Source organism: Streptomyces sp. NPDC001700 (genome assembly GCF_053596435.1).
Map to the genome: position 1 here is coordinate 106156 of NZ_JBSFGE010000013.1, position 22540 is coordinate 128695.

Annotated in this window: 17 protein-coding genes; 12 read left to right on the forward strand and 5 right to left on the reverse strand. The window is 72.0% G+C overall.

Going from position 1 to position 22540, the window contains the following annotated elements:
• The first annotated feature begins 31 nt into the window (after positions 1 to 31).
• Both ACWC5C_RS24305 and ppgK read left to right on the forward strand, forming a co-directional pair.
• Positions 32 to 1069 (forward strand): 4-hydroxy-3-methylbut-2-enyl diphosphate reductase, encoded by a 1038-nt coding sequence (locus ACWC5C_RS24305; protein ID WP_450878467.1) that lies wholly within the window; start codon positions 32 to 34, stop codon positions 1067 to 1069.
• Positions 1066 to 1863 carry a polyphosphate--glucose phosphotransferase gene (gene ppgK / locus ACWC5C_RS24310; RefSeq protein WP_450878469.1) on the forward strand — a complete coding sequence of 266 codons (798 nt, stop codon included), beginning with the start codon at positions 1066 to 1068 and terminating at the stop codon, positions 1861 to 1863. The genes ACWC5C_RS24305 and ppgK overlap by 4 nt, the downstream gene beginning before the upstream one ends.
• On the opposite strand, the gene ACWC5C_RS24315 is transcribed toward ppgK, so the two are convergent.
• Entirely contained in the window at positions 1757 to 2413 is a 657-nt protein-coding gene (locus ACWC5C_RS24315) for a DUF6542 domain-containing protein (RefSeq protein ID WP_450878471.1), read from the reverse strand. The genes ppgK and ACWC5C_RS24315 overlap by 107 nt on opposite strands.
• A gap of 222 nt (positions 2414 to 2635) precedes the next feature.
• Here ACWC5C_RS24315 and ychF point away from each other — a divergent pair, with 222 nt between their 5' ends.
• Both ychF and ACWC5C_RS24325 read left to right on the forward strand, forming a co-directional pair.
• Positions 2636 to 3724, forward strand: a complete 1089-nt coding sequence (gene ychF, locus ACWC5C_RS24320) for a redox-regulated ATPase YchF (RefSeq protein WP_450878473.1) — start codon at positions 2636 to 2638, stop codon at positions 3722 to 3724.
• Positions 3725 to 3885: 161 nt separating this feature from the next.
• A complete protein-coding gene (locus ACWC5C_RS24325; protein WP_450878475.1) occupies positions 3886 to 5196 on the forward strand; it encodes an MFS transporter in 1311 nt (436 codons plus the stop codon).
• Positions 5197 to 5238: 42 nt separating this feature from the next.
• On the opposite strand, the gene ACWC5C_RS24330 is transcribed toward ACWC5C_RS24325, so the two are convergent.
• Complete coding sequence (locus tag ACWC5C_RS24330) at positions 5239 to 6249, reverse strand: Lrp/AsnC family transcriptional regulator (RefSeq protein WP_450878477.1); 1011 nt, start codon at positions 6247 to 6249, stop codon at positions 5239 to 5241.
• Between the two features lie 124 nt (positions 6250 to 6373).
• Between ACWC5C_RS24330 and ACWC5C_RS24335 the strand changes: the two genes are divergently transcribed.
• From ACWC5C_RS24335 to ACWC5C_RS24350, 4 genes are all read left to right on the forward strand, one after another.
• A complete protein-coding gene (locus ACWC5C_RS24335; protein WP_450878478.1) occupies positions 6374 to 7897 on the forward strand; it encodes an amidohydrolase family protein in 1524 nt (507 codons plus the stop codon).
• Positions 7894 to 8613: an aspartate/glutamate racemase family protein gene (locus ACWC5C_RS24340; RefSeq protein ID WP_450878480.1), complete on the forward strand. Its 720-nt coding sequence runs from the start codon at positions 7894 to 7896 to the stop codon at positions 8611 to 8613. Before ACWC5C_RS24335 ends, ACWC5C_RS24340 begins: the two co-directional genes overlap by 4 nt.
• Positions 8614 to 8623: 10 nt before the next feature.
• Positions 8624 to 9649 (forward strand): asparaginase, encoded by a 1026-nt coding sequence (locus tag ACWC5C_RS24345; RefSeq protein ID WP_450878482.1) that lies wholly within the window; start codon positions 8624 to 8626, stop codon positions 9647 to 9649.
• A gap of 172 nt (positions 9650 to 9821) precedes the next feature.
• A complete protein-coding gene (locus ACWC5C_RS24350; protein WP_450878484.1) occupies positions 9822 to 10952 on the forward strand; it encodes a sensor histidine kinase in 1131 nt (376 codons plus the stop codon).
• A gap of 24 nt (positions 10953 to 10976) precedes the next feature.
• On the opposite strand, the gene ACWC5C_RS24355 is transcribed toward ACWC5C_RS24350, so the two are convergent.
• The gene (locus ACWC5C_RS24355) at positions 10977 to 13520 is read right to left on the reverse strand and encodes an ABC transporter permease (protein WP_450878486.1); all 2544 of its coding nucleotides are present in this window, start codon (positions 13518 to 13520) and stop codon (positions 10977 to 10979) included.
• Between the two features lie 277 nt (positions 13521 to 13797).
• Between ACWC5C_RS24355 and lanKC the strand changes: the two genes are divergently transcribed.
• The 4 genes from lanKC (at position 13798) to ACWC5C_RS24375 (ending at position 20325) form a co-directional block, all read left to right on the forward strand.
• Positions 13798 to 16371 (forward strand): class III lanthionine synthetase LanKC, encoded by a 2574-nt coding sequence (gene lanKC, locus ACWC5C_RS24360; RefSeq protein WP_450878488.1) that lies wholly within the window; start codon positions 13798 to 13800, stop codon positions 16369 to 16371.
• Between the two features lie 79 nt (positions 16372 to 16450).
• Complete coding sequence (locus ACWC5C_RS24365; protein WP_450878490.1) at positions 16451 to 16564, forward strand: SapB/AmfS family lanthipeptide; 114 nt, start codon at positions 16451 to 16453, stop codon at positions 16562 to 16564.
• Positions 16565 to 16723: 159 nt separating this feature from the next.
• On the forward strand, positions 16724 to 18484 hold the full coding sequence (locus ACWC5C_RS24370) for an ABC transporter ATP-binding protein (RefSeq protein WP_450878492.1): 1761 nt from the start codon (positions 16724 to 16726) through the stop codon (positions 18482 to 18484).
• Positions 18485 to 18507: 23 nt separating this feature from the next.
• Positions 18508 to 20325 (forward strand): ATP-binding cassette domain-containing protein, encoded by a 1818-nt coding sequence (locus tag ACWC5C_RS24375; RefSeq protein WP_450878494.1) that lies wholly within the window; start codon positions 18508 to 18510, stop codon positions 20323 to 20325.
• Here the strand turns inward: ACWC5C_RS24375 and ACWC5C_RS24380 are convergent.
• Both ACWC5C_RS24380 and ACWC5C_RS24385 read right to left on the reverse strand, forming a co-directional pair.
• A complete protein-coding gene (locus tag ACWC5C_RS24380; protein ID WP_450878708.1) occupies positions 20294 to 20950 on the reverse strand; it encodes a response regulator transcription factor in 657 nt (218 codons plus the stop codon). The genes ACWC5C_RS24375 and ACWC5C_RS24380 overlap by 32 nt on opposite strands.
• A 175-nt stretch (positions 20951 to 21125) precedes the next feature.
• Positions 21126 to 22520, reverse strand: coding sequence for a M1 family metallopeptidase (locus ACWC5C_RS24385; protein ID WP_450878496.1), 1395 nt, complete (start codon positions 22518 to 22520; stop codon positions 21126 to 21128).
• Positions 22521 to 22540 lie beyond the last annotated feature (20 nt).

A 22540-nucleotide genomic window follows, 5' to 3' on the forward strand; every position in this document is an offset into this window, starting at 1 on the left:
ACCGACAGAGCCCGCCGTCATCGCCCCTACGATGGGGGACATGACTGCAACCTCCGCCCGCCGGGTCCTGCTCGCTGCCCCGCGTGGCTACTGCGCGGGCGTCGACCGTGCCGTAATCGCCGTCGAAAAGGCCCTGGAGCAGTACGGCGCGCCGATCTACGTGCGCAAGGAGATCGTCCACAACAAGTACGTCGTCCAGACCCTGGAGAAAAAGGGCGCGATCTTCGTCGACGAGACGGAGGAGGTGCCCGAGGGCGCCATCGTGATCTTCTCGGCGCACGGCGTCGCCCCGGTGGTCCACGAGGAGGCCGCGCAGCGCAAGCTGGCCACCATCGACGCGACCTGCCCGCTGGTCACCAAGGTCCACAAAGAGGCCGTCCGCTTCGCCAATGAGGACTACGACATCCTCCTGATCGGTCACGAGGGCCATGAAGAGGTCATCGGCACCAGCGGCGAGGCGCCGGACCACGTCACCCTGGTCGACGGCCCGGGCGATGTGAAGAACGTCGAGGTCCGCGACGAGTCCAAGGTCGTCTGGCTGTCCCAGACCACCCTCTCGGTGGACGAGACGATGGAGACCGTGGACGCGCTGCAGGACCGCTTCCCGCAGCTCATCAGCCCGCCCAGCGACGACATCTGCTACGCCACCCAGAACCGCCAGATCGCGATCAAGCAGGTCGCCGCCGAATCCGACCTGGTCATCGTCGTCGGCTCCAAGAACTCCTCCAACTCGGTGCGGCTGGTCGAGGTCGCGATCGGCGCCGGTGCCAAGGACGGCCACCTGGTCGACTACGCGAGCGAGATCGACGAGGCCTGGCTGGAGGGCGTGACGACGGTCGGCGTGACCTCGGGCGCCTCCGTACCGGACGTGCTGGTCGACGGCGTCCTGGAGTGGCTGGCCGAGCGCGGCTACGGGGACGTGGAGGTCGTGCAGCCCATGAAGGAGACCATGACCTTCTCGCTGCCCAAGGAGCTGCGCCGGGACCTGCGGTCCGAGGCGGCCGCGTCCGCGTCGGCTGCGACGGCTGGGGCCCCCGCCGCCACCGGGACGGACGGCGCGGAGCGGTGACCAACGGCAGCGGCGGCGGCCCGTCCGCCCGCGTATTCGGCGTGGACATCGGCGGGTCCGGGATCAAGGGCGCGCCGGTGGACCTGGACCGCGGCGACCTCGCCGAGGAGCGCCACAAGGTCCTCACCCCGCATCCGGCCACGCCCGAGGCGGTCGTGGACGGCGTGGTCGAGGTCGCCGGGCACTTCGGCTGGGCCGGGCGCCCGGTCGGGGTCACCTTCCCGGGCGTGGTGACGGACGGGACGACCCGTACCGCCGCGAACGTCGACAAGAGCTGGATCGGCACCGACCTGGCCGGTGTGCTCGGCGAGCGGCTGGGCGTCCCGGTCACCGTGCTGAACGACGCGGACGCGGCCGGGGTCGCCGAGATGACCTTCGGCGCGGGCCGTGGCCGCCGGGGCACCGTGATCGTGCTCACCCTCGGCACCGGCATCGGCAGCGCGGTCTTCACCGGCGGTCGGCTGGTGCCCAACACCGAGCTGGGCCATCTGGAGCTGGACGGCCACGAGGCGGAGAAGCGCGCCTCCACCAAGGTCCGCGAGGACCACGACCTGAGCTGGCCGCACTGGGCGCACCGGGTGCAGACGTACCTGGCGCATCTGGAGATGCTGTTCTCGCCCGAGCTGTTCGTGATCGGCGGCGGGGTGAGCCGGAAGGCGCACAAGTTCCTGCCGCTGATCGAGGGCGTCAGGGCCGAGATCGTCCCGGCTCAGCTGCAGAACAACGCGGGGATCGTGGGTGCCGCCATGGCCGCGGCTGCCGCTGCTGACGGCGGCGCCGCTGCCGCCCCATGAGGGCGATCTTGCGGACGAGGACGATCACGGCGGTGAGCAGCGTACCGGCGTAGAGCCAGCCCGCGTTCAGCGACAGCGCGGTGAAGACGCCCAGCGCCTGACCCGCGAACCCCGCGCCGCCGTCGTTGATCGGCAGCAGCCCGGCCGTGAAGGCGATCGGCACCCCGATCGCCCCCGGGAACAGGTCGGCGGGCCGTACCCACATCCCGCAGCCCGCGCACGCCAGCAGGAAGAACACTCCGTACGCGGTGGGCGACCCGGAGAACAGCAGCGCGTCCAGGCAGCCGAAGGCGAGCATCGCGAGCGCGGTCAGCAGGCCCGCGCCCAGGGCGGTGAGCCGGGCGCTGGGCACGGTGAACGGCCGGTCGCGCAGCGCGGCGGCCGCGCCCAGCAGCCCGCCGCGCGCGCTCGGGCGCGCCACCGGCCGCGCGCCGCGCGCCGCGCCGCCCGCGCCCTGTCTTCCGCCCTGGCCCGGGTACGTGTCGTCCGCCGCCGTACGGGGCGAGGGGGCGGCCGCCCGGCGGGGCGTACGTGTCCTGTAGTGCTCCACCAGACCAACGTAGGTGGGCGGAGGGCTGGAATCCGGACTGGGACACGCCCTTCGCGGGACCTTGGCAGTCTGTTCGACTGATTGTCAGCCCGGGAGGGTGACGGTCCGCCCGGGCGGGTGACGGGAGGCGGCCCCGTAGACTGGTGGACCGGCCCTCGCGCGGGCCGGTCCACCAGTCCTCACATTCGATCCCGCTACGGGAAGCTACGGGAAGTCGCCAACGTGTCGCTCACGATCGGAATCGTCGGTCTGCCGAATGTCGGCAAGTCGACCCTGTTCAACGCCCTGACCAAGAACGACGTGCTGGCGGCCAACTACCCGTTCGCCACCATCGAGCCCAACGTCGGCGTCGTGGGCGTCCCCGACCCCCGCCTCGACAAGCTCGCCGAGCTGTTCGGCTCGGCCCGCAAGCTCCCCGCCACCGTCGACTTCGTCGACATCGCCGGGATCGTCAAGGGCGCCTCGGAGGGCGAGGGCCTGGGCAACAAGTTCCTCGCGAACATCCGCGAGTCCGACGCGATCTGCCAGGTCATCCGCGCCTTCAAGGACGAGAACGTCGTCCATGTCGACGGCAAGATCTCACCCAAGAGCGACATCGAGACGATCAACACCGAGCTGATCCTCGCCGACCTCCAGACCATCGAGAAGGTGCTGCCCCGCCTGGTCAAGGAGTCCCGGATCCAGAAGGACAAGCAGGCCCAGGTCAAGGCCGTAGAAGAGGCCAAGGCCATCCTCGAAGAGGGCGACACCCTCTTCTCCGCGGGCATCGTCCAGGGCAGCGAGCGCGCCGCCCTCCTCCACGACCTGCACCTGCTCACCACCAAGCCGTTCCTCTACGTCTTCAACGTCGACGAGGACGAGCTGACCGACGACGACTTCAAGGCCGAGCAGCGCTCCCTCGTCGCCCCCGCCGAGGCGATCTTCCTCAACGCCAAGCTCGAAGCGGACCTCGCCGAACTCGACGACGAGGAAGCCCTCGAACTCCTCCAGTCCGTAGGCCAGACCGAACCCGGCCTCGCCACCCTGGCCCACGTCGGCTTCAACACCCTCGGCCTCCAGACCTACCTCACGGCCGGCCCCAAGGAATCCCGCGCCTGGACCATCCCCAAGGGCGCCACGGCCCCCGAGGCGGCCGGTGTCATCCACACCGACTTCCAGAAGGGCTTCATCAAGGCCGAGGTCATCTCCTTCGACGACCTGGTCGAAACAGGCTCCGTCGCCGACGCCCGCTCGGCGGGCAAGGCGCGCATGGAAGGCAAGGACTACGTGATGCGCGACGGCGACGTAGTGGAGTTCCGCTTCAACGTCTGAGCCCCACATCCGGTGTTCGCTCGGAAGCCCCGGGCGGACGCCGGGCGTCCGAAGGCTGCGCGTGTACGGCCTCGGAAGACCGGTTCCTGCATTGCGGGCCCTTCTTCGGCCCCCTCATCCACGGTGATAGCCGCAATCACCGCCGACGGAGGAGGAGCCAGATGAAGACCGACCTCACTGATGCAACGGACGCGGATCACGGCGCCGTGAACCCCGGCCCCGGTCGTCGGCAGGGGATGCGCACGATCGTCGGTACCGGGACGGGCAATGCGCTCGAGTGGTACGACTGGAACGTCTACGCGCTCTTCGCGCCCTTCATCGCCGTGCAGTTCTTCGACCAGGAGAACGCGTTCTCCGCGCTGCTCGCGACGCTCGCGGTGTTCGCCGTGGGGTTCGTGATGCGTCCGCTCGGTGGGCTTCTGTTCGGCTGGATCGGCGACCGGTACGGACGGCGGGTGGCGCTGCTGCTGTCGATCGTCCTTGGCGCTGTCGGTTGTTTGCTGATCGGCGTCGCTCCCTCGTACGCGAGCGTGGGCGTGATGGCGTCGGTGGTGCTCCTGATCGCCCGGCTGCTGCAGGGGCTGGCGTACGGGGGTGAGGCGGGGGCTTCGTACACGTACATCTCCGAGTCGGCTCCCGCGCACCGCCGGGGGCTGTGGTCGAGCGCGATCTATGTCTCCGGCGTCGCGGCCATTCTCCTGGGGACGCTGCTCGGCGCTTCGCTGACCAGCGTGCTTTCCGAGCAGCAGATGTCGGCCTGGGGCTGGCGGGTGCCGTTCCTCGTCGGTGGGGTGCTCGGCGTCGTCACCCTCTTCCTGCGCCGCACGCTGAGCGAGACGCCGCAGTATGAGCAGGAGCGGACCAAGGCCCGTGTCCCGATCGCCCGGGGCCTGTGGGAGAACCGGGTGGCGGCCCTCCGGGTCGTCGGGCTCGTGGTCGGCGTGACCACGTTCTTCTACGCGTGGGTGGTCGCCGCACCGGCGTACGCGATCAGCGTGCAGCACATGGACGCGTCCGCCGCGCTGTGGTCGGGCGTCATCTCGTCCGCCGTGACGATCGCGGCGCTGCCGTTCGCCGGAGCGCTGTCCGACCGGTTCGGGCGGCGGCCGAACTTCCTCGTCTTCACGCTCGGCGCCGCGGCCCTGTCGTTCCCCCTGAACCGCCTCATCCAGGGCGAGATGTGGCAGCTCACCCTGGCCATGTCGATCGCGGGCGTGCTGCTGGCCGTCGTCACGTCGATCCTGCCGGCGTTCCTCGCCGAGCTGTTCCCCACGCATGTGCGCGCCTCGGGGATCGGGCTGCCCTACTCGGTCGCGGTGGGGCTCTGCGGCGGCACCGCGCCGTACCTGCAGACCTGGCTGGGCAGCACGGGCCACGGCGATCTCTTCATCGGCTACACCATCGTCCTGCTGCTGATCGGGGCCGCTGTTGTCCTGACCACGCCCGAGACCAAGGGCAAGCCGCTGGAGTAGCGGGCGACAGGCGGGAGGCAGGCGGGCGACAGGCCGGGGGCATCAGGCCTGGGCGGCCCACGGGTCGATCGGGACCGCCTCCACCGCCCGGCCGGACGCGTCGAGAACGCGCCCGTAGAGCTTCTCCTGGCGCAGCACGATGTTGCGATCGAGGATCCGCGCGTAGGGCACGTCGTGCAGGATCTGGACAATGTGACCGTGCAGGTCGGAGATCTGCCGCAGGCCGATGCCGAGCATGAGGTTGCGCTCGTCGGCGATGGCGGCGCACGTGCGGACCTCCGGTCGGCGGCCCAGCACCCGGCCCGCCTCGTCGAGCCGGTCCTCGGGCACGTTCAGCCAGATCACCGCGGAGCTGGGCCAGCCGACCAGGCCCCGGGCGACGTCACAGCGGAACGCCACCTCACGGCGGGACATCAGCGCGTTCAGCCGCCGCTGCACCGTACGGGCGGATACGCCCAGCACCTCGCCCACCTCGGCATGGGTGCGCCGCCCGTCGGTACTCAGCTCACGGAACATCGCGCGGTCCGTGGCCCCGAAGGGCCGCGCGCCCTCCGATGACCGCTCCGGAAGCGCCTCGCGCAGCCGGCGCACCTGGCCGGGGCCGAGGACGTGCAGCCGCCAGCGCCCGGTCGCCTCGAACAGCCGGGTCACGAAGTAACTGCGGGTCCGGGCCACGCCCTCCAGCTCGGGCAGGCCGACGAGCAGCAGCTGCGACATCGTCGGGAAGTCGGCCGTGACCAGCAGCGCCCAGAGGTCCTGGCGGCCCGCCGTGTACTGCACGGTGAGGGCACTGTTCCACCCGGCCATGGACGCGGCGACCGCCGCGCTCGCTCCCCGCTCGCACTCGACCTCGACGACCACCACGCACAGTTGCCCCGCCTCGTGCGGGCCGAACGCGACCGACACCCACGCCAACCCGTTCTCGCGCAACCGTGCCCAGCGTCGCGCCGCGGTGACCGGGTCGATCTCCAGGACCCGGCCGATCAGCGTCCAGGAGGCGCGGGGGTTGACCTGGAGCGCGTCGAGCAGCTGGAGGTCGATTTCACTGAGCATGGGGGCCGCTTTCCGGCGTTTGGAGCGCTCCGTCTGTCTATTTGCTGCAGGTTCAGCCCGTTCATTATCCGCGCTGGCACGGTGCGGAGACAACCATTGAAGTGCGGAAGGAGAGGCAGCTGATATGGATACGGAGCCGAGCGCGGCCGCGGCGGACGGTGCGCCGCAGGGTGTCCACGACCTCGTGCTGTCGGGAGGCCGGGTGATCGACCCGGAGACCGGCCTCGACGCCGTGCGGCACGTCGCGGTGGACGGCGGACGCGTCGTCGCCGTCGCCGAGGAACCGCTTCGGGCCCGTCGCGTCGTCGACGTCACCGGACAGGTGGTCGCTCCCGGATTCATCGACCTGCACAGCCACGCCCTGGCCCCGGCGTCGATGCGGCTGCAAGCGCTGGACGGTGTGACGACCACTCTGGAACTCGAAGCCGGTGCCCCCTGGCTGGAGGGGGCCTACCGTGACGCCGCGCTGGACGGACTCCCCATCAACTACGGGTACTCCGCTTCCTGGGCGGCGGCACGGATGTCCGTCATGGACGGTCTGGACCCGCGGACCCTGACCACGCGGCTCACCGCCCGCATGGGCGGACGGGCCTGGGGCGCCCCGGGAACCCCCGACGACGTACGAAGGATCCTCGACCTTCTGGAGGCCGAGCTGGAACTCGGCGCGCTCGGCATCGGAGTTCTCATCGGATACGCCCCGGACGCCTCCCACCGCGAGTACCTGGAGGTGGCACGGCTGGCGGCCCGGTACGGCGTCCCGACGTACACCCACGCCCGGCACAAGAACAACGCGGAGCCCGGCACGGCCCTCCAGGGCATCCAGGAGGTCGTCGCCGTCGGGCTCGGCACCGGCGCGCACATGCATCTGTGCCACATCAACAGCACGTCGCTCCAGCAGATCGACGTGGTGACCGAACTCGTCGGCAACGCCCGCGCGCACGGCGTCCAGGTGACCACCGAGGCGTATCCGTACGGCGCGTCGATGACCGCGATCGGCGCGCCCTTCCTGCATCCGGACAACCTTCCCCGGCTCGGCATCACGCCCTCCCACATCGTCCACACGCCGACGGGGGAGCGGCCGGGCACCGCGAGCCGGCTGATGCAGCTGCGCGCCCAGGACCCCGGCGCGCCGGCCATCATCCGGTACCTGGACGAGTCGCGCGCCGACGAACGGGACCTGCTGCACCGTGCCCTTCTCTTCGACGACACGATGATCGCCTCCGACGCCATGCCGCTCCAGGGCAGCGACGGGAAGCCGCTGACGGGAACGGAGTGGCCGCCGCCCGCTGACGCGGTCACCCATCCCCGCAGCACGGGCACCTTCGCCCGGACGCTGCGCGTCTATGTCCGCGAGACCGGCCTGCTCACCCTCCCGGAGGCCATCCGCCGCGCCACGCTGCTGCCCGCGCGGGTACTGGAGCGCGCGTGCCCCGACGCCCGCCGCAAGGGGAGGCTGCAGCCCGGCGCCGACGCGGACCTCGTCGTCTTCGATCCGCTCACCGTCCGCGACCGGTCCACGTACGAACACCCGACCCGCCCTTCTCAGGGGTTCCGGCACGTGCTGGTGGGCGGGGAGTTCGTGGTCCGCGACGGGGAGATCGACCTCGACGCGATGCCCGGCCGTCCGCTGCGCGGGGCCCGCGGATGACTCCCGCACGGAAAGTGGGCATCCTCGGGGGCATGGGCCCCGCCGCCACCGCCGACTTCTACACCAAGCTCATCCGCTCGACTCCGGCGGCCAGGGACCAGGACCATCTGCCCGTGGTCATCTGGGCCGATCCTACGATCCCGGACCGCACCGCCGCGCTGCTCGGCCAGGGCGCGGATCCCTCACCGTGGCTCAAACGGGGAGCACACTATGTGGCGTTGGCGGGCGCGAACCTCATCGCTGTTCCGTGCAACACCGCGCACGCCTTCCTGGAGGTGGTGCGGTCGGCCGCCGCCCCCGTGCCCGTACTCGACATGGTGGCCGAGACCGCCGACGAGGTCGCTCGCTCGCAGCCCGGCGCCACCGTCGGGATTCTGGCCACCACCGGTACCCTCACGGCCGAGCTGTACCAGAACGCCCTGACCCGCCGCGGTCTGAAACCCCTGATTCCCGGCTCCACGGCCCAACAGGCGGTGATGTCGGCCATCCGCCTGGTCAAGGCAGGGGGAGACCTGGCCCATGCCCGCCGGCTGATATCACCGGCCTTGCGGACGCTCGAACAGCTCGGCGCCACGGCCGTCGTGGCGGCGTGCACCGAGATCCCCTTGCTTCTCGAAGGCCGGAACTCAGGGCGCATGCGAGTCGTGGACGCCACCGCCGTCCTCGCCCGTGCCGTCGTCCGCCACGCCCTGCCCGCCCTTCCGCGCGACAGCTGAGAGGAACGCCATGTCACTGACCGGCCGGAGTGCCGCCGTTTTCGCCCTCGGCGGCACCATCGCCACCACCACGGATCCCCTGACCGGCGAGTTGTCCCCGGTCCTGGCCGCGGAGCAGCTCCTGCGATCCGTGAGTGGCTTGGACGCCTTGGGAGTCGAGCTGCGCGTCCATGACTTCCGCCGTCTGCCCAGCGCCTCGCTGTCGCTGGCCGATCTCGACGCGCTCCACGCGGCCATCAGGGCGGAGCTGGACTCCGGGCAGGTGGACGGCGTCGTGGTCGTCCAGGGAACGGACACCCTGGAGGAGACGGCCTTCTACCTCGACTTGTCGCACCAGGGCGAGGAGCCGATCGTCTTCACCGGCGCGATGCGCGACGCGACCAAGGCAGGCCCCGACGGACCGGCCAACCTCCACGCCGCCGTGGTCGCGGCAGCCGGACCGTGGCTGCGGGGGGCGGGCTGCGTCGTGGTCCTCGGCGACGAGGTGCACGCCGCACGTACGGTCCAGAAGGGCCACACCACCAGTCCCGCCGCCTTCACCTCCCCCGGCTCCGGCCCCCTCGGCCTGGTGGCCGAGTCACGGGTGAGGCTCCACCAGCGACTGCCCCAGCGGACCACCATCCCGGCCGAGGCTCAGGGCGCATCGGGCCCGCGCCCGGTGCGGGTCGCGCTGCACACCGTGGCCCTCGGGGACGACGGCACCCAACTGGACCTGCTGGACGGTCAGTGCGACGGGCTCGTCCTCGCGGCCCTCGGCGCCGGGCACGTTCCCGAATGGCTCGTCCCCCGGCTCCGCCGACTCGCGGACCAGATCCCCGTCATCCTCACCTCCCGCATCGGCAACGGCCCCGTACTCACCCGCACTTACGGCTACCCCGGCTCCGAGCAGGACCTCCTCGCCGCCGGACTGATCCCCGGCGGCGACCTCAGCCCCTACAAGGCCCGCCTGCTCCTCCACCGCCTCCTCGCCACCGGCTCCCACGACCGAACCCGCATCGCCCGAGCCTTCGCCGCCATCGCCGAGCGCGACGGGTAGGCGGACGGCCCGCCGGCGCGGGTCCGCCCGGGCCCGGAAACCGAACAATCGGTCTACGCCGGGCTATCCTCGCGGGTGAGGGATTGGTGAATCCCTCCACATAACTTTAATAAGGGGGGACATGAGGCGAAATGGGGGAAGATCCCGCGTTGCGCGGGCCATCGTATGTCTGGTGCCCGTCGGCTTCTTCGTAGCCTCGGTGGTGGCGACCGCCACCAACCGTGACGGGGCCCGTCACCTGGCCGTGGCGTCCGTTGTGCTGGCGGTGACCCTGGGCCTTCATCTGCTGCACTCCACCCGGGCCGCGGTGCGCCGCCGCAAGCCGTGGTGGCCCTGGTCGCTCGTCGCCCACGGGGTCATGACCTACGTGCCGTACTGCTTCTTCCAGGACACATGGGTCGGCATCCCGGGGTCCTTCGCCGCCGCGGTGCTGCTGACCACGCCCGTGCCGCACTCCTGGGCGGCGTTCGTCGCACTGTCCGCGCTCCAGGTCCCCCTCGTCGCAGCTCTGGGCGAGACGACGTGGCAGGGCCTCAACTCGGCGGTGTCGCATGTGGTGGGCGGCCTGGCGCTGTTCGGTGTGGTGCGCCTGGCGGACCTGGCCGAGGAACTGCACGCGGCCCGTACGGAACTGGCGCAGCAGGCCGTCGACCGTGAACGGTTGCGCTTCGCGCGGGACCTGCACGATCTGTGCGGATACTCGCTGACGGCGGTCGCGTTGCAGAGCGAGCAGATCCAGTGGCTCGTCCGCAGCGATCCCCAGCGGGCCGAGAAGGAGCTGGCGCGCACCCAGGCTCTGGCACGGCACGCGCTGTCGGAGGTACGGGCGGTGTCCGCCGGGTACCGCATGCTGACCCTGGAACGGGAGGCGCGGGCGGCAGCCGGTCTGCTGGAGTCCCTCGGGGTCGACGTCGACGTCGAACTGGCCGGGCGCCGGCTGCCGGGACCGGCCGACGAAATGCTGGCCATCGTGGTCCGGGAAGGTGTCACCAACGCGCTGCGGCACAGCAAGGCCCGGCGCTGCGCCATCCGCTTCACCGTGGACAGCGGGCAGGCGGGCGGCGGATGGGCGCGCCTGGAGGTGACCAACGACGGGGTCGCTCCGGGGAAGGCCGGAGAGGCCGGCAGGCGTCTGCCGGAGGGGGCTGGCGGCAGCGGTTTGCGCAACCTCCGGGAGAGGGTCGCGGAACGGGGTGGCCTGCTGACCGCCGAGGCGGACGGCGAGGACGGGTTCCGGCTTGAGGCGAACCTGCCCTGCGCCAGCCGCGACACGGCAGTGGACGAGGCCTTCGGCCGGGTATGAGACAGCGGGGCGCGGCGGGGGCGGTCAGGAGACGGCCTTCGCCAGGCCACCGGGCGTGGCCGCGGCGCTCCGCATGGCCAGGCGGCCGGCGACCGTGACCGTGGCGACGGCGACCAGGGGCGCGCCGACGGCCAGTGCGGTCAACGGCCCGCCGGCCAGGGCGGGGACCGCGGAACCGGTCACCGCGATGCTGAGCGGCACCAGCACCGACGCACAGACCAGAGCAGCCAGCAGCAGCGCGACCGCGCAGGTGAGCACGGCCTCCCAGGCCAGCATCCGCAGTATCTGCGCGGACTGTGCGCCGGCCAGGCGCAGCAGGGCGAACTCCCGTCGGCGGCCCGCCGTCGCCATGCTCAGGGTGTTGATGACGGCGATGGACGTGAACACGTTGATCATGGTCAGCAAGAGCAGGGTGAACAGGTTGGCCGCCGCGCCGGACTCCGATGCGCTCTCCGTCGCTCCGTCACCGAGCCGTGTGCCCGGGAAATCCGCCGCCAGGGTCTTCAGCTCTCGCTCGACAGCGTTCCGATCGGCCCCGGGGGCGGTCCGTACGAGAACGGTGTCGTCCAGCGGGGTCGCCGCGTGCCGGGCCGCCGAGGCGCGGGGCAGCAGCGCGTCGGCGAAGTCCTGGTCATCCGAGTAGACGGCCGCCACGCGGTAGGTGTCCCGGCCGCCGTCGTCCCAGTTCACTCGGACGCGGTCGCCCGCTGTGACACCCAGGCCGCGGGCCGTGCTGTCGCCGAGCGCCACGGCCGTGTCGTCGAGCCGGGCGAGTGAGCCCGCGCGGACCCCGAGGTCCAGCAGGGCGGGCACCGCGTCGGCCCGCATCGCGACCAGGCTGCCGCCGATGATGGACGCGTCGTCGTCCTGGTCGGCGTCCGCGCGGCTCAGTTCGCCGTCCACGGCCACCTGTCCGGAGGCCGCCGCCACGCCGGGGAGCCGAGCGGCCCGTTCCGTGTAGCCCGGCGCGATGCCCGGCCCGGCCGAGGAGATGACGTGATCGGCGAGCAGACGCTCCTGCTCCGCCCGTCGCGCGCCCTGCGACGTGACCAGCGGCGCGCAGAGCAGGGTGCCGGTGAGGGAGAGGGTGAGCACGAGCGGTGTCACGGTCGCGGCCAGCCGCGCGTTCTGCCGGAGGAGGTTGCGGACGGCCAGCGCACCTTCCCTGGGCAGGAACCACGTCACCGGAGCCAGGAACAGGGCACCGGCGACCCGGCAGATCAGCGGTGCCAGCAGCGCGATCCCGATCATGAGGACGAGCACCATGCTCTCGGTGGTCCCGCCGCCACCGTCCAGCCGACCGGTCGCCACCGCGCCCAGACAGCCGCCTGCCCCGGCGAGCACGCCCATGCCGAGCAGGACACGCCACAGGCCCAGCCTCGGCGTCGGAGCGGCCGACTCGCGGAGCACCTCCACCGGCCGTACCCGCGAAGCGCGCCGCGCGGCGGCGAACGCCGCGAGCTGCGCCACGACCGCGGCCAGCACGACCGTCAGCCAGGGCGCGACCGGCCCCACGGACAGGGCGAATGACGGGGGCAGCACCTCCCCGTCCACCAGCACCCGGTGCAGGAGCGTCGCCACGCCGATCCCGCCGGGGACGCCGAGGAGCGCCGCCACCACGGTCACCAGCAGGACTTCCGTCGCGATCATCCGGCGGATCTGCCCCTTCGTGGCCGCGACGGCGCGCAACAGGCCGATCTCGGTCATCCGCCCGGCGACCGCGAGTGTCAGCGTGCCGGAGACGACGAAACCCGCCACGAACAGCGACAGCACCCCGAACGTTCCGACGAGTGAGGAGAGCGTGGACGCCGGGGACGGCACGTCCCAGAACTCCGCTTCCGCCCGCCCGGCACCGGAGGCGACCACGAGTGACCCGGCATCGTCGCCGTACAGCGCCGTGACGGCCTTCTCCGCCTGCCGCCTGAGAGCCGCCGGGTCCGCCGTCCCCTTCGTCAGCACGCCCACGGCTCGCACCGGCTGGTCCAAGCCCGCGAGCCGCTCCGCCTCGCGGGGGGTATGGAACACCGCGTACTGGCGCGCCAGTCGCCGTGGCGGGTCGGCGACGCCGGAGACCTGGTACGGACGCAGCCCGTCCGGGCCGGTCAGCTGGACGGTGTCGCCCACCCCGGCGTCGAGACGCCCGGCCAGGGCACCGTCCAGCACGACCTCCGCGTCGCCGGCGGGGGCGCGGCCCTGCCGCAGCGCGAAGTGCCCGAGGACGGCGCTCGCCCAGGAGTGCCCCAGGGACGGCCCGTCCCAGGGTGCCTCGACCGGCTTGCCCGACGCGTCCACCGCCGTGGTGGGGAAGGACAGTTCGGGGACAGCCCGCTCGACGGACGGCAACCTCTCCAGCGCCGTACGGAGTTCCCCGGCCCGGGGCACGAACGGCTGCCCGGCGACGACCACGTCCGTACCCGCGTATCGCTCGGTGGGGGATTCGGCGCGGGTGCTCGATTCCAGCAGCACGGCACACGCGGTCGTCATGATCAGCGCCAGGACGAGGGCGACGAAGCTGGCTGCCCAGCTTGCCCTGCGGCCCGAAAGGGTCCGCCATGCGAGTCGTAACACGGGTGCGGGTGCCTTTCGGGGCGGGCGAGGATTTCCTCGCGGTCGGCTTGGAAAGCTTATCGAAAACATGGGCGGACGGACGCGAAATCCCGGATGAGCCAAGGGATTTGGCCGGTTCGAATACCTGGAACCATGCGTTTCTCACGGGTCGACTTGTGCGTTGTGGTACTGGTGCGAATCTTCCGGCGTGTGAAAGGTTTCCCATCAGTTCGAGGGAATCGAACGCGACAGTGTGAAAAAGCGGGGGGACGCAGAGATGCGGTACGACGCGTATTGCATGGTCGATCGAACGTTCTTCGACGCGCCGGGGGAAGCACAGGACGAGGAGTACGCCTTCGCCGCCACCGGCCGGGAGCTGCCCGAGGGATGGCGCAAGGTCCGCCAGGACGACTGGCTGGTGTGCACTCCCGAGGGCACCCGCCGGCCGGCCCAGGGCTGGAAGGTGCACGCCTCCGGGTGCCAGGACAACGCCGAGAAGATCCTGGACGCCGTCCACAACTTCTGCGTGCCCCGTGGAATCCCGTTCAAGTTCCTGCGCGGCCAGCACATCCTGCAGCTGCGCAACATGAAGTACGCGTCCCGGGGCGCCAGCGGCAAACTGGTCACGATCTACCCGGCGGACGAGACGGAGCTGCGCGAGGTCCTCGAAGGCGTCGAGGCCCTCGTCGGCGGCGAGCCCGGCCCGTACATCCTCAGCGATCTGCGGTGGCACCAGGGCCCGTTGTACGTGCGCTACGGCGGCTTCGTCGAGCGGCACGTCGTCTCGGAGAAGGGGGTACTGGAGCCCGCCGTCGAGCGGCCCGACGGCACGCTCGTCCCCGATCGCCGCCTGCCCGGCTTCCACGTCCCCGACTGGGTGACACTCCCGGAGTTCCTCCAGCCGCACGTCGAGGCGCGGCGTGCCGTGTCCCTGGCCGGTCTGCCGTACGCCGTGCGCCGCCCGGTGCACTTCTCCAACGGAGGAGGGGTGTACATCGCCGAGGACACCCGCACCGGCGAGGAGGTGATCCTCAAGGAGGCCCGCCCGTATGCGGGACTGACGGCCGACGGAAGAGACGCGGTGACCCGGCTCCAGTGGGAGCGGGACGTCCTGGAACGGCTCGCCGGACTCGACGCGGTTCCCGCGGTGGTCGACTACTTCACCGTGGGGGACCACCACTTCCTCGCCCAGGAACTCGTCGAGGGGCAGCCGCTCAGCAAGTTCTTCGGTCTGAAGTACCCGGAGACCGGCCCGCGGGCCGACCCCGGGGAGATCGCCGGCTACACGGAGTGGGCGATGGGCGTCTGCCGTGCCGTGGAGCGCGCGGTCGCCTCGGTGCATGAGCGCGGGATCGTCTTCGGCGACCTGCACCCCTACAACATCATGGTCGGGGACGACGGCCGCGTCGGGCTGATCGACTTCGAGGTCGCGGCACCGGTCGAGTCCGGGGCGGTACGGATGCTGGGCCATCCCGCGTACGCGGCGCCGGGCGACCGCAAGGGGTTCGCCGCGGACACGTACGCCCTGGCGTGCGTCAAGCTCGCGGTGTTCCTGCCGCTGACCGCCCTGCTGAGGCTGGACCTGTACAAGGCGGCGGAACTGGCCGACGAGATCGCCGCACGGTTCCCCGTACCGCGGGAGTTCCTGGACTCCGCGGTGCGGGAGATTCTCGGCGAGAGCGCCGGGGTGAGTGGCGACGGTGCCGTCCGCGACAGACTCCGGGGGCGGGTCGGCCGGCCGGCCCGCCCCCGGCCCGATCGCCACAGCTGGCCCGCCGTGCGCGGGTCGCTGGCCGGCGCGATCCTGGCGAGTGCCACTCCCGGCCGTGACGATCGGCTGTTTCCCGGTGACATCGCCCAGTTCAGCACCGGCGCGCTCAACCTGGCCCACGGCGCCGCGGGCGTCCTGTACGCCTTGGACGTCACGGGCGCGGGCCGCCACCCCGAGCACGAACAGTGGCTGGTGGAGCGGTCGTCGCGCCGCGAGCAGCGGGCCAGGATCGGCTTCTACGACGGGCTGCACGGGGTGGCGTACGCCCTCGACCACCTGGGGCACCACGACGCTTCCCGGCAGGTCCTCGACCGCTGCATGGGCGAGAAGTGGCAGCGCCTCGGAATGGACCTGTACAGCGGCCTGCCGGGAGTCGGCCTCAATCTGCTCCACTTCGCGGGGAGGACGGGCGACAGCGTCCTGCGGGGCGCGGCCCTGGACGTGGCCGGCACCGTGGCGGAGCGGCTCGGCTCCGAGACCGATGTACCCGAACTGAGCGGCGGCCAGCACCCCACAGCGGGCCTCATGCACGGTTCGTCGGGCCCGGCCCTGTTCTTCCTGCGCTGCTACGAGGCCACCGGCGACCACGTCTTCCTGGACCTCGCGGCGACCGCTCTGCGCCAGGACCTGCGCCGCTGCCTCACCCGGGACGACGGTGCCCTGCACGTCAACGAGGGCTGGCGCTCGCTGCCGTACCTCGCAGAGGGCAGCGCGGGGGTGGCCATGGTGCTGGACCTGTACCTCGCCCATCGCGACGACGACCGTTTCCGGGCGGCGGCGGCAGGCTCCCTGATCTCATCGAGTTCCCAGTTCTACGTCCAGTCCGGACTCTTCAACGGCCGGGCGGGCATCATCAGCCACCTCGCGGCCGTGTCGCCGGAGGGTGCGCCGGCAGCCGATCCGCTCCTCGCCGCACAGATCGAGGCCCTGTCCTGGCACGCACTGGAGTACCAGGGAGAACTGGCCTTCCCGGGCGAACAGCTGCTCAGACTCTCGATGGACCTGGCGACCGGGTCCGCCGGTGTGCTGCTGGCCCTCGGCGCCGCTCTGCACACCGAACCGGTCCACCTGCCCTTCCTCGGCCGGCACCGGCCCGCCTGACCCCACAGATCTGCCCGCCGATCACGGCGGGAGCCCGCACCGCGGGCACGCGCATCCGCGCCCGAAGGAGGTGATTCCCATGTCTCTGCTCGAACTTCAGGAGATGGAGCTGCCCACCGAGTCCTCGGAGGAGACGGTTCTCGGCAGTGGCAAGAGCCAGCACTGTTCGGACGCCAGCTGGGTCTTCTGCTGAGTCCAGAACCCCGGGCCTGCGCACAGCGGCAGGCTGAAGGCACCTGACACGGCTTCCACGCCGTGAGCGGACCCGGTCGGCGGGTGGGGCAATCACCCGCCGACCGGTCCGTGTTCTCTTCCCGGCCGCCCGTCGGACCTCGTGCAGGGAGCAGTCGCAGTGACCGTGCGTCAGCCGTTGGAGAGCGCGGCCCGGCTCCCGGGCCGCGCGGCGGACCGGATACTTCTGTCTACCACGCGCGAGGGCGGCGTCTGGACGGCCGTACTGGTCATGACGGCCGTTTTCTCGACCACGGCCCAGGTTCTCTTCCCGGCCTTCCTCGGCAAGGCCCTTGACTCCGCGCTCGACGGCGGCGGGATGAGCGGGTGGGTGATCGGCTGCCTCGTGGCCGTCGCCGCCATGGCCGCGGCCGACGCGCTGTTCGAGCTGGCCGCCGGAGTGGGCGCCGCCCGTGGAACCGCTCTGCTGCGACGCTCGACGCTCGCGACGCTGCTCTCGTGGTCCGGGCCCGGAGCGCCCCGCACCACCGCCGGCGACATGGTGAGCCGGCTGGTCGGTGCCGCGGCCGAGGCGGGCGGTGTCGCCGCGGTACTCGTCCGTGCGGCCCTGTCGATCGTGCCCGCCGTCGGCAGCGTCGTCGCCCTCTGGGTCATCGATCCCTGGCTCGCCGGCACCTTCCTGCTGGGCCTGCCGGCGGTCGTCCTCCTGCTGCGCGCGTTCACCCGCCGTATCTCCGACGTGTCCGTCCGGTATCAGGAGACGCAAGCACGCCTCGCGACCGCCCTGCTCGAGGCCCTCACCGGACGCCGCACCATCGCCGCCGCGGGCACGGCCGACGCCGAGGTCGAGCGGGTGCTGCGCGCGCTGCCCGAACTCAACCGGCTGGGGCACGGCATGTGGCAGGCCCAGACCCAGGCGGCCGGCCGGTCCGCGCTGCTCACACCGCTGCTGGAGATCGCGGTCCTGGCCGTGGCCGGTTTCGCTCTTTCCTCCGGCCGTATCACCGTGGGGGAGATGCTGGCCGCCGCGCAGTACGTCGCCATCGGCAGCGGCCTCGGTATGACGACGATGCTGCTCGGCAGGCTGGCCAGGGCGCGGGCGGCCGCTGAGCGGGTGCACGGGGTGCTGACCCAGCCCGTCATGGAGTACGGGGACCGGCGGCTGCCCCACGGTCCGGGCCGCCTGGAGCTGCGGGGCGTGCGGGTGACCGCCGGGGGCGAACGGGTCCTGGACGGCGTCGATCTGACGGTTCCCGGAGGTACGTGCGCGGCGCTGGTGGGCGCTTCGGGTTCCGGGAAGTCCCTGCTGGCCGCCGTGGCCGGGCGGCTGACGGACCCGGACGCCGGGGCGGTCGTCCTCGACGGCATGCCCCTGGGCCAGCTGACCCACCGCGACCTGCGGTCCGCCGTGGGCTACGCCTTCGAACGGCCGGTGCTCTTCGGAGAGACACTGGGCGACGCCGTCGCGCGCGGTACCGGCCGGGCGGCCGGGGACGTACCGGCGGAGCGAATCGTGGCGGCCGCGCGGGCCGCGGATGTCGACGGATTCGTCCGACGGCTCCCGGACGAGTACCGGACCCCGCTGGGGGACGCGTCCCTGTCCGGGGGAGAGGTACAACGCATCGGGCTGGCCCGGGCGTTCGTGCACTCCGGCCGGATGCTCATCCTCGACGACGCCACGTCGAGCCTGGACACGGTCACCGAGCACCGCATCAGCCAGGTCCTCACCGGAGCCCTGCGCGACCGGACGCGCGTCATCGTCGCCCACCGTGCGGCCACGGCCGCCCGCGCGGACAGCGTCGTATGGCTCGACGGCGGGCGCGTGCGGCGCGTCGGTCCCCACCACGAACTGTGGCGCACGGAACCGGAGTACCGGCGGGTGTTCCGCGGGGCCGGGGCTGTCGAGGAGGAACGGTCGTGAGGTCCCGGACACCAGGGGAGCCCATGCTCCCCGTGCTCCTCGCGCCGCTCAGGGCGCGGCCCGACCGTCTGCTCGCACTGATCCTCTGGTCCTTGGTCGAGGCGGTTCCCGCACTGCTCGGCGGCCATCTCGTGGCCCGGGCGGTCGACCAGGGGTTCGCGGCCGGAAGGCCGCTCATCGGGCTGGCCTGGCTCGCGTCGCTGGGCCTCGGCATCTTCGCCGGAGCGTGGGGAACACGGCAGGCGTATCCGCTGCTGGCCGAGGTGGTCGAGCCCTTCCGGGACGACCTCGTGCGCAAGGTGGCCGAGGGCTCCCTGCGGCAGGCAGTGGCGGGCCGGGCGGTCGACGCGTCGGGCGTCTCCCGGCTGACCCTCCAGGTCGAGATGGTGCGCGAGGCTTACGCGGGCGTGCTGATGGTCGTTCGCGGGTTCCTCCTGACGGTCGGCGGGGCGCTGCTCGGCATGGTGTTCCTCGCGCCGCTGATCCTGCTGCTCGTCGTACCGCCGTTGCTGACGGGGCTCGGTCTCTTCCTGGTACTGCTGCGCCGGATGGCCACCGCGCAGCGCGACGTCATCGTCGCGGACGAACGGGTCGCGGAGGCGGTCGGCGCCGCGTGCGCGGCGGACAGGGACATCGTGGCCTGCGGTGCGAAGGACGGCGTACGGGCGGACCTGGTCGAGCACATCGACGCCCAGGCCGCCGCCGCCCGGCGGCTCGCCGTCCTGATGCCGGCCCGCGTCCTGTGCCTGGCCGTCGCCGGCTGGCTCCCCCTGCTCCTGCTGCTGACGGCGGCCGGCCGGCTGCGCGACGGCGGACTGTCCGCCGGCGCCGTGCTGGGCGCGGCGACGTACGTGACGGGCGGACTGCAACCGGCGGTCCGTTCCCTCATCCAGGGCTTGGGCGGCAGCGGACTGCGTCTCGTGGTGGCACTGCGCCGCATCCACGAGGTACATGGCCCGACGGCTTCGCCGCCGAGGACGGCGCGGGGCGCTGATCCGGTGCCGGGCGAGGCCTCCCGGCCGCCCCTGACGACGGCCCCCACCGCCTACGACGTCGAACTCGCCGCCGTCACCTTCGCCTACGGCCCGCACGCGGCCCCGGTGTTCCGGGACCTGGATCTCACGCTGCCCGAGGGCGGACATCTCGCGGTCGTCGGGCCGAGCGGCATCGGCAAGTCCACGCTGGCCGGCCTGATCGGCGGGACCCTGGAGCCGGACAGCGGTCTGATCCGGCTCGGCGGCCGGCCGCCCGGTGCCCTGCCCGGGGCCGCTCTGTCCGCCCTGCGGGTCGTCGTTCCCCAGGAGGCGTACGTGTTCTCGGGCGACCTCCGCGAGAACCTGAGCTACCTGCGCCCCGACGCATCCGGGCACGAGGTGGCGGCAGCCGTGGAGGCCGTGGGCGCCGGACCGCTCGTGGCGCGGCTCGGCGGGATCGGCGCGGTGATAGATCCCGCCGCGCTCTCGTCCGGCGAGCGCCAGCAGATCGCACTGGTCCGCGCCTACCTGTCCCCGGCTCCCCTCGTTGTGCTGGACGAGGCAACCTGCCATCTCGACCCCGCCGCCGAGGCACGGGCGGAGGAGGCGTTCGCCCGGCGGCCCGGCTCCCTGGTCGTGATCGCTCACCGCATCAGCTCCGCACTGCGCGCCCGGCACGTTCTCGTCCTGGACGGCGACCGGGTGGTGAGCGGCGCACACGGCGAGGTCCTGGAACGCTCGCCGCTCTACCGAGCGCTGGTGGGGTTGTGGAGCGAGGGCGGGCAGCAGCCGCCCGCGGGGAACGACGAGGCGTCCCCGACCGTCGGCGGGACCGTCAGATCCACCCCGCCTCGGTCGCGATCCTGATCGCGTCCACACGGCTGCGGGCCTGTGTCTTCGCCACGGCGGAGGCCAGGTGGTTGCGTACGGTTCCGACCGAGATGTAGAGCTGCGCGGCCACGTCCCGCGTCGACGCCCCCTGCGAGATGAGCCGCAGGACCGACACCTCACGCGGGGTCAGCGGATTCCCGGTCGCCGTGGCGGCCGCGAGCGCCAGCTCGGGATCGACGACCCGACGGCCCTGCGCCACCTGGCGGATGTCCTCCGCGAGCCGGGCCGTCGGGGCGTCCTTGCGGACGAAGCCGGCGACTTGGGCCGACAGCGCGCGACGTACGTGCTCCGGCCGCGCCACGCTCGTCAGGACGAGCGTGCGGCACGAGGGCAACCGGGCATGAAGTTCCACGGCGGCCGTGATCCCGTCTGTACCGGGCAGGCCGATGTCGAGGACTGCCACGTCCGGCGGTGTGCGCAGGGCGGTCGGGACGATGAGGTCTCCGCGGTCGACCGCCGCGACGACCTCAAGATCCGGTTCCTGGGACAACAACGCGGTCAACGCCTGGCGGATCAGGGGGGCGTCCTCGGCCAGGAGCACGCGTATGCGATCGCCGCTCCCGGGTCTGCCCCCGCATGTTCTCTCCGCGCCTTCTTCCATCACGCTTGGCTCCCCCTTGGCCGATTGCTCGATGTTCGAACCAATGTCATGTGACATCGATTATGTGAGCAAGAAGCAAACCGGCCAGGAAATTCGCCCTCCGCATTTACCCGCACGAGTCGTGGGCGTTGTGCTGATTCCGGTTCGCCCGGAAACCTTTCCGGAGTCCAGCCTTTCATCGCTGCGGCTTGTTCTTCTTGTACAGCCAGGTGTCGAAGAGATCGCTCAGGTCCTTGCCGGAGAGGCGTTCGGACAGGGCGATGAACTGGCGGGTGTCGGCGTTGCCGTGGCGGTGGTCGCGCAGCCAGGTGCGGAGGATGCGGAAGAAGACGCGGTCGCCGACCGCGCGGCGGAGTTGGTGGAGGGCCATCGCGCCCCGGCCGTAGACGGGTGGGTCGGAGATGTGGGCGGAGGAGGGCGGGGTGGCGGGTGGGAAGGCCCAGATGCCCTTGCTCTCCTCGTCCGTGCCGTCGTAGAAGGCGTCGAAGGTCTGCTGGGCGGTGCGGCCGTGGTGCTGTTCGGTCCAGAGCCACTCGGCGTACGTGGCGAAGCCCTCGTTGAGCCACATGTCCGTCCAGGCGCGCGGGGTGACCGAGTCGCCGAACCACTGGTGGGCGAGTTCGTGGACGATGAGGCGTTCATCGGGGGCGGCGGCGAAGTAGGGCTTGGTCTGGGTTTCCAGGGCGTAGCCGAGGTCGGGGAGGTGGCCGACGATGGCGCCGGTGGAGGCGAAGGGGTAGGGGCCGAAGGTGCGGCGTTCCCAGGCGGTGATCTTGGTGATCTGGGCGGGGACCTTGCGGGAGGCCTTGGCCTCGGCGGGGTCGATGGCGACGTACTGGGGGAGGCCGTTCGCGGTGGTGGTGTGGATGTCGAAGCGGCCGATGGCGACGGTGGCCAGGTAGGTGGCCATGGGGTCGCGGGTGCGCCAGTGGTGGGTGGTGCGGCCGCGGTGGGTGGTGCGGCGGGTGAGTTCGCCGTTGGAGACGGCCGTGTAGCCCCGGGGGACGGTGACGGCGATGTCGTACGCGGCCTTGTCGGAGGGGTGGTTGTTGCCGGGGAACCAGGTCATGGAGCCGGTCGGTTCGCCGAGTGCGACGGCGCCGTCGGCGGTGCGGAGCCAGCCTTCGCGGGAGCCGTCCGGGTCGGTGAGGGTCTTCGGCTCGCCGTCGTAGACGACGGTCGTCGTGAAGGTGCGGCCCTTGGGGAGATCGGTGGCGGGGGTGAGGGTCAGCTCGGAGCCGTCGCGGGAGGCGCGGGCGGGGCGGCCGTTCACGGTGGTCTCGCGGACGCGCAGTCCGGCGAGGTCGAGGTGGAACGAGCTGAGGGCGCGGGTGGCGCGGGCGGTGATCCGGGCGGTGCCGCGCAGCCGGTGGGTGGTGGGCGCGTAGTCGAGGGTGAGGCGGTAGCGGGTGACGTCGTAGCCGCCGTTGCCGAGGTCCGGGAAGAGGGCGTCGCCGACCCCGGCCGCGCCGGGGCGGGCCGGGGAGTCGGCCCCGCCGCAGGACGTGGTCAGGAGGAGGGCGAGGAGCAGGGCCCCGGGGAGGCGGTGTCTGGCGGGGCGCTGGGGCACGGGTCTCCTCGGGAAGGTGC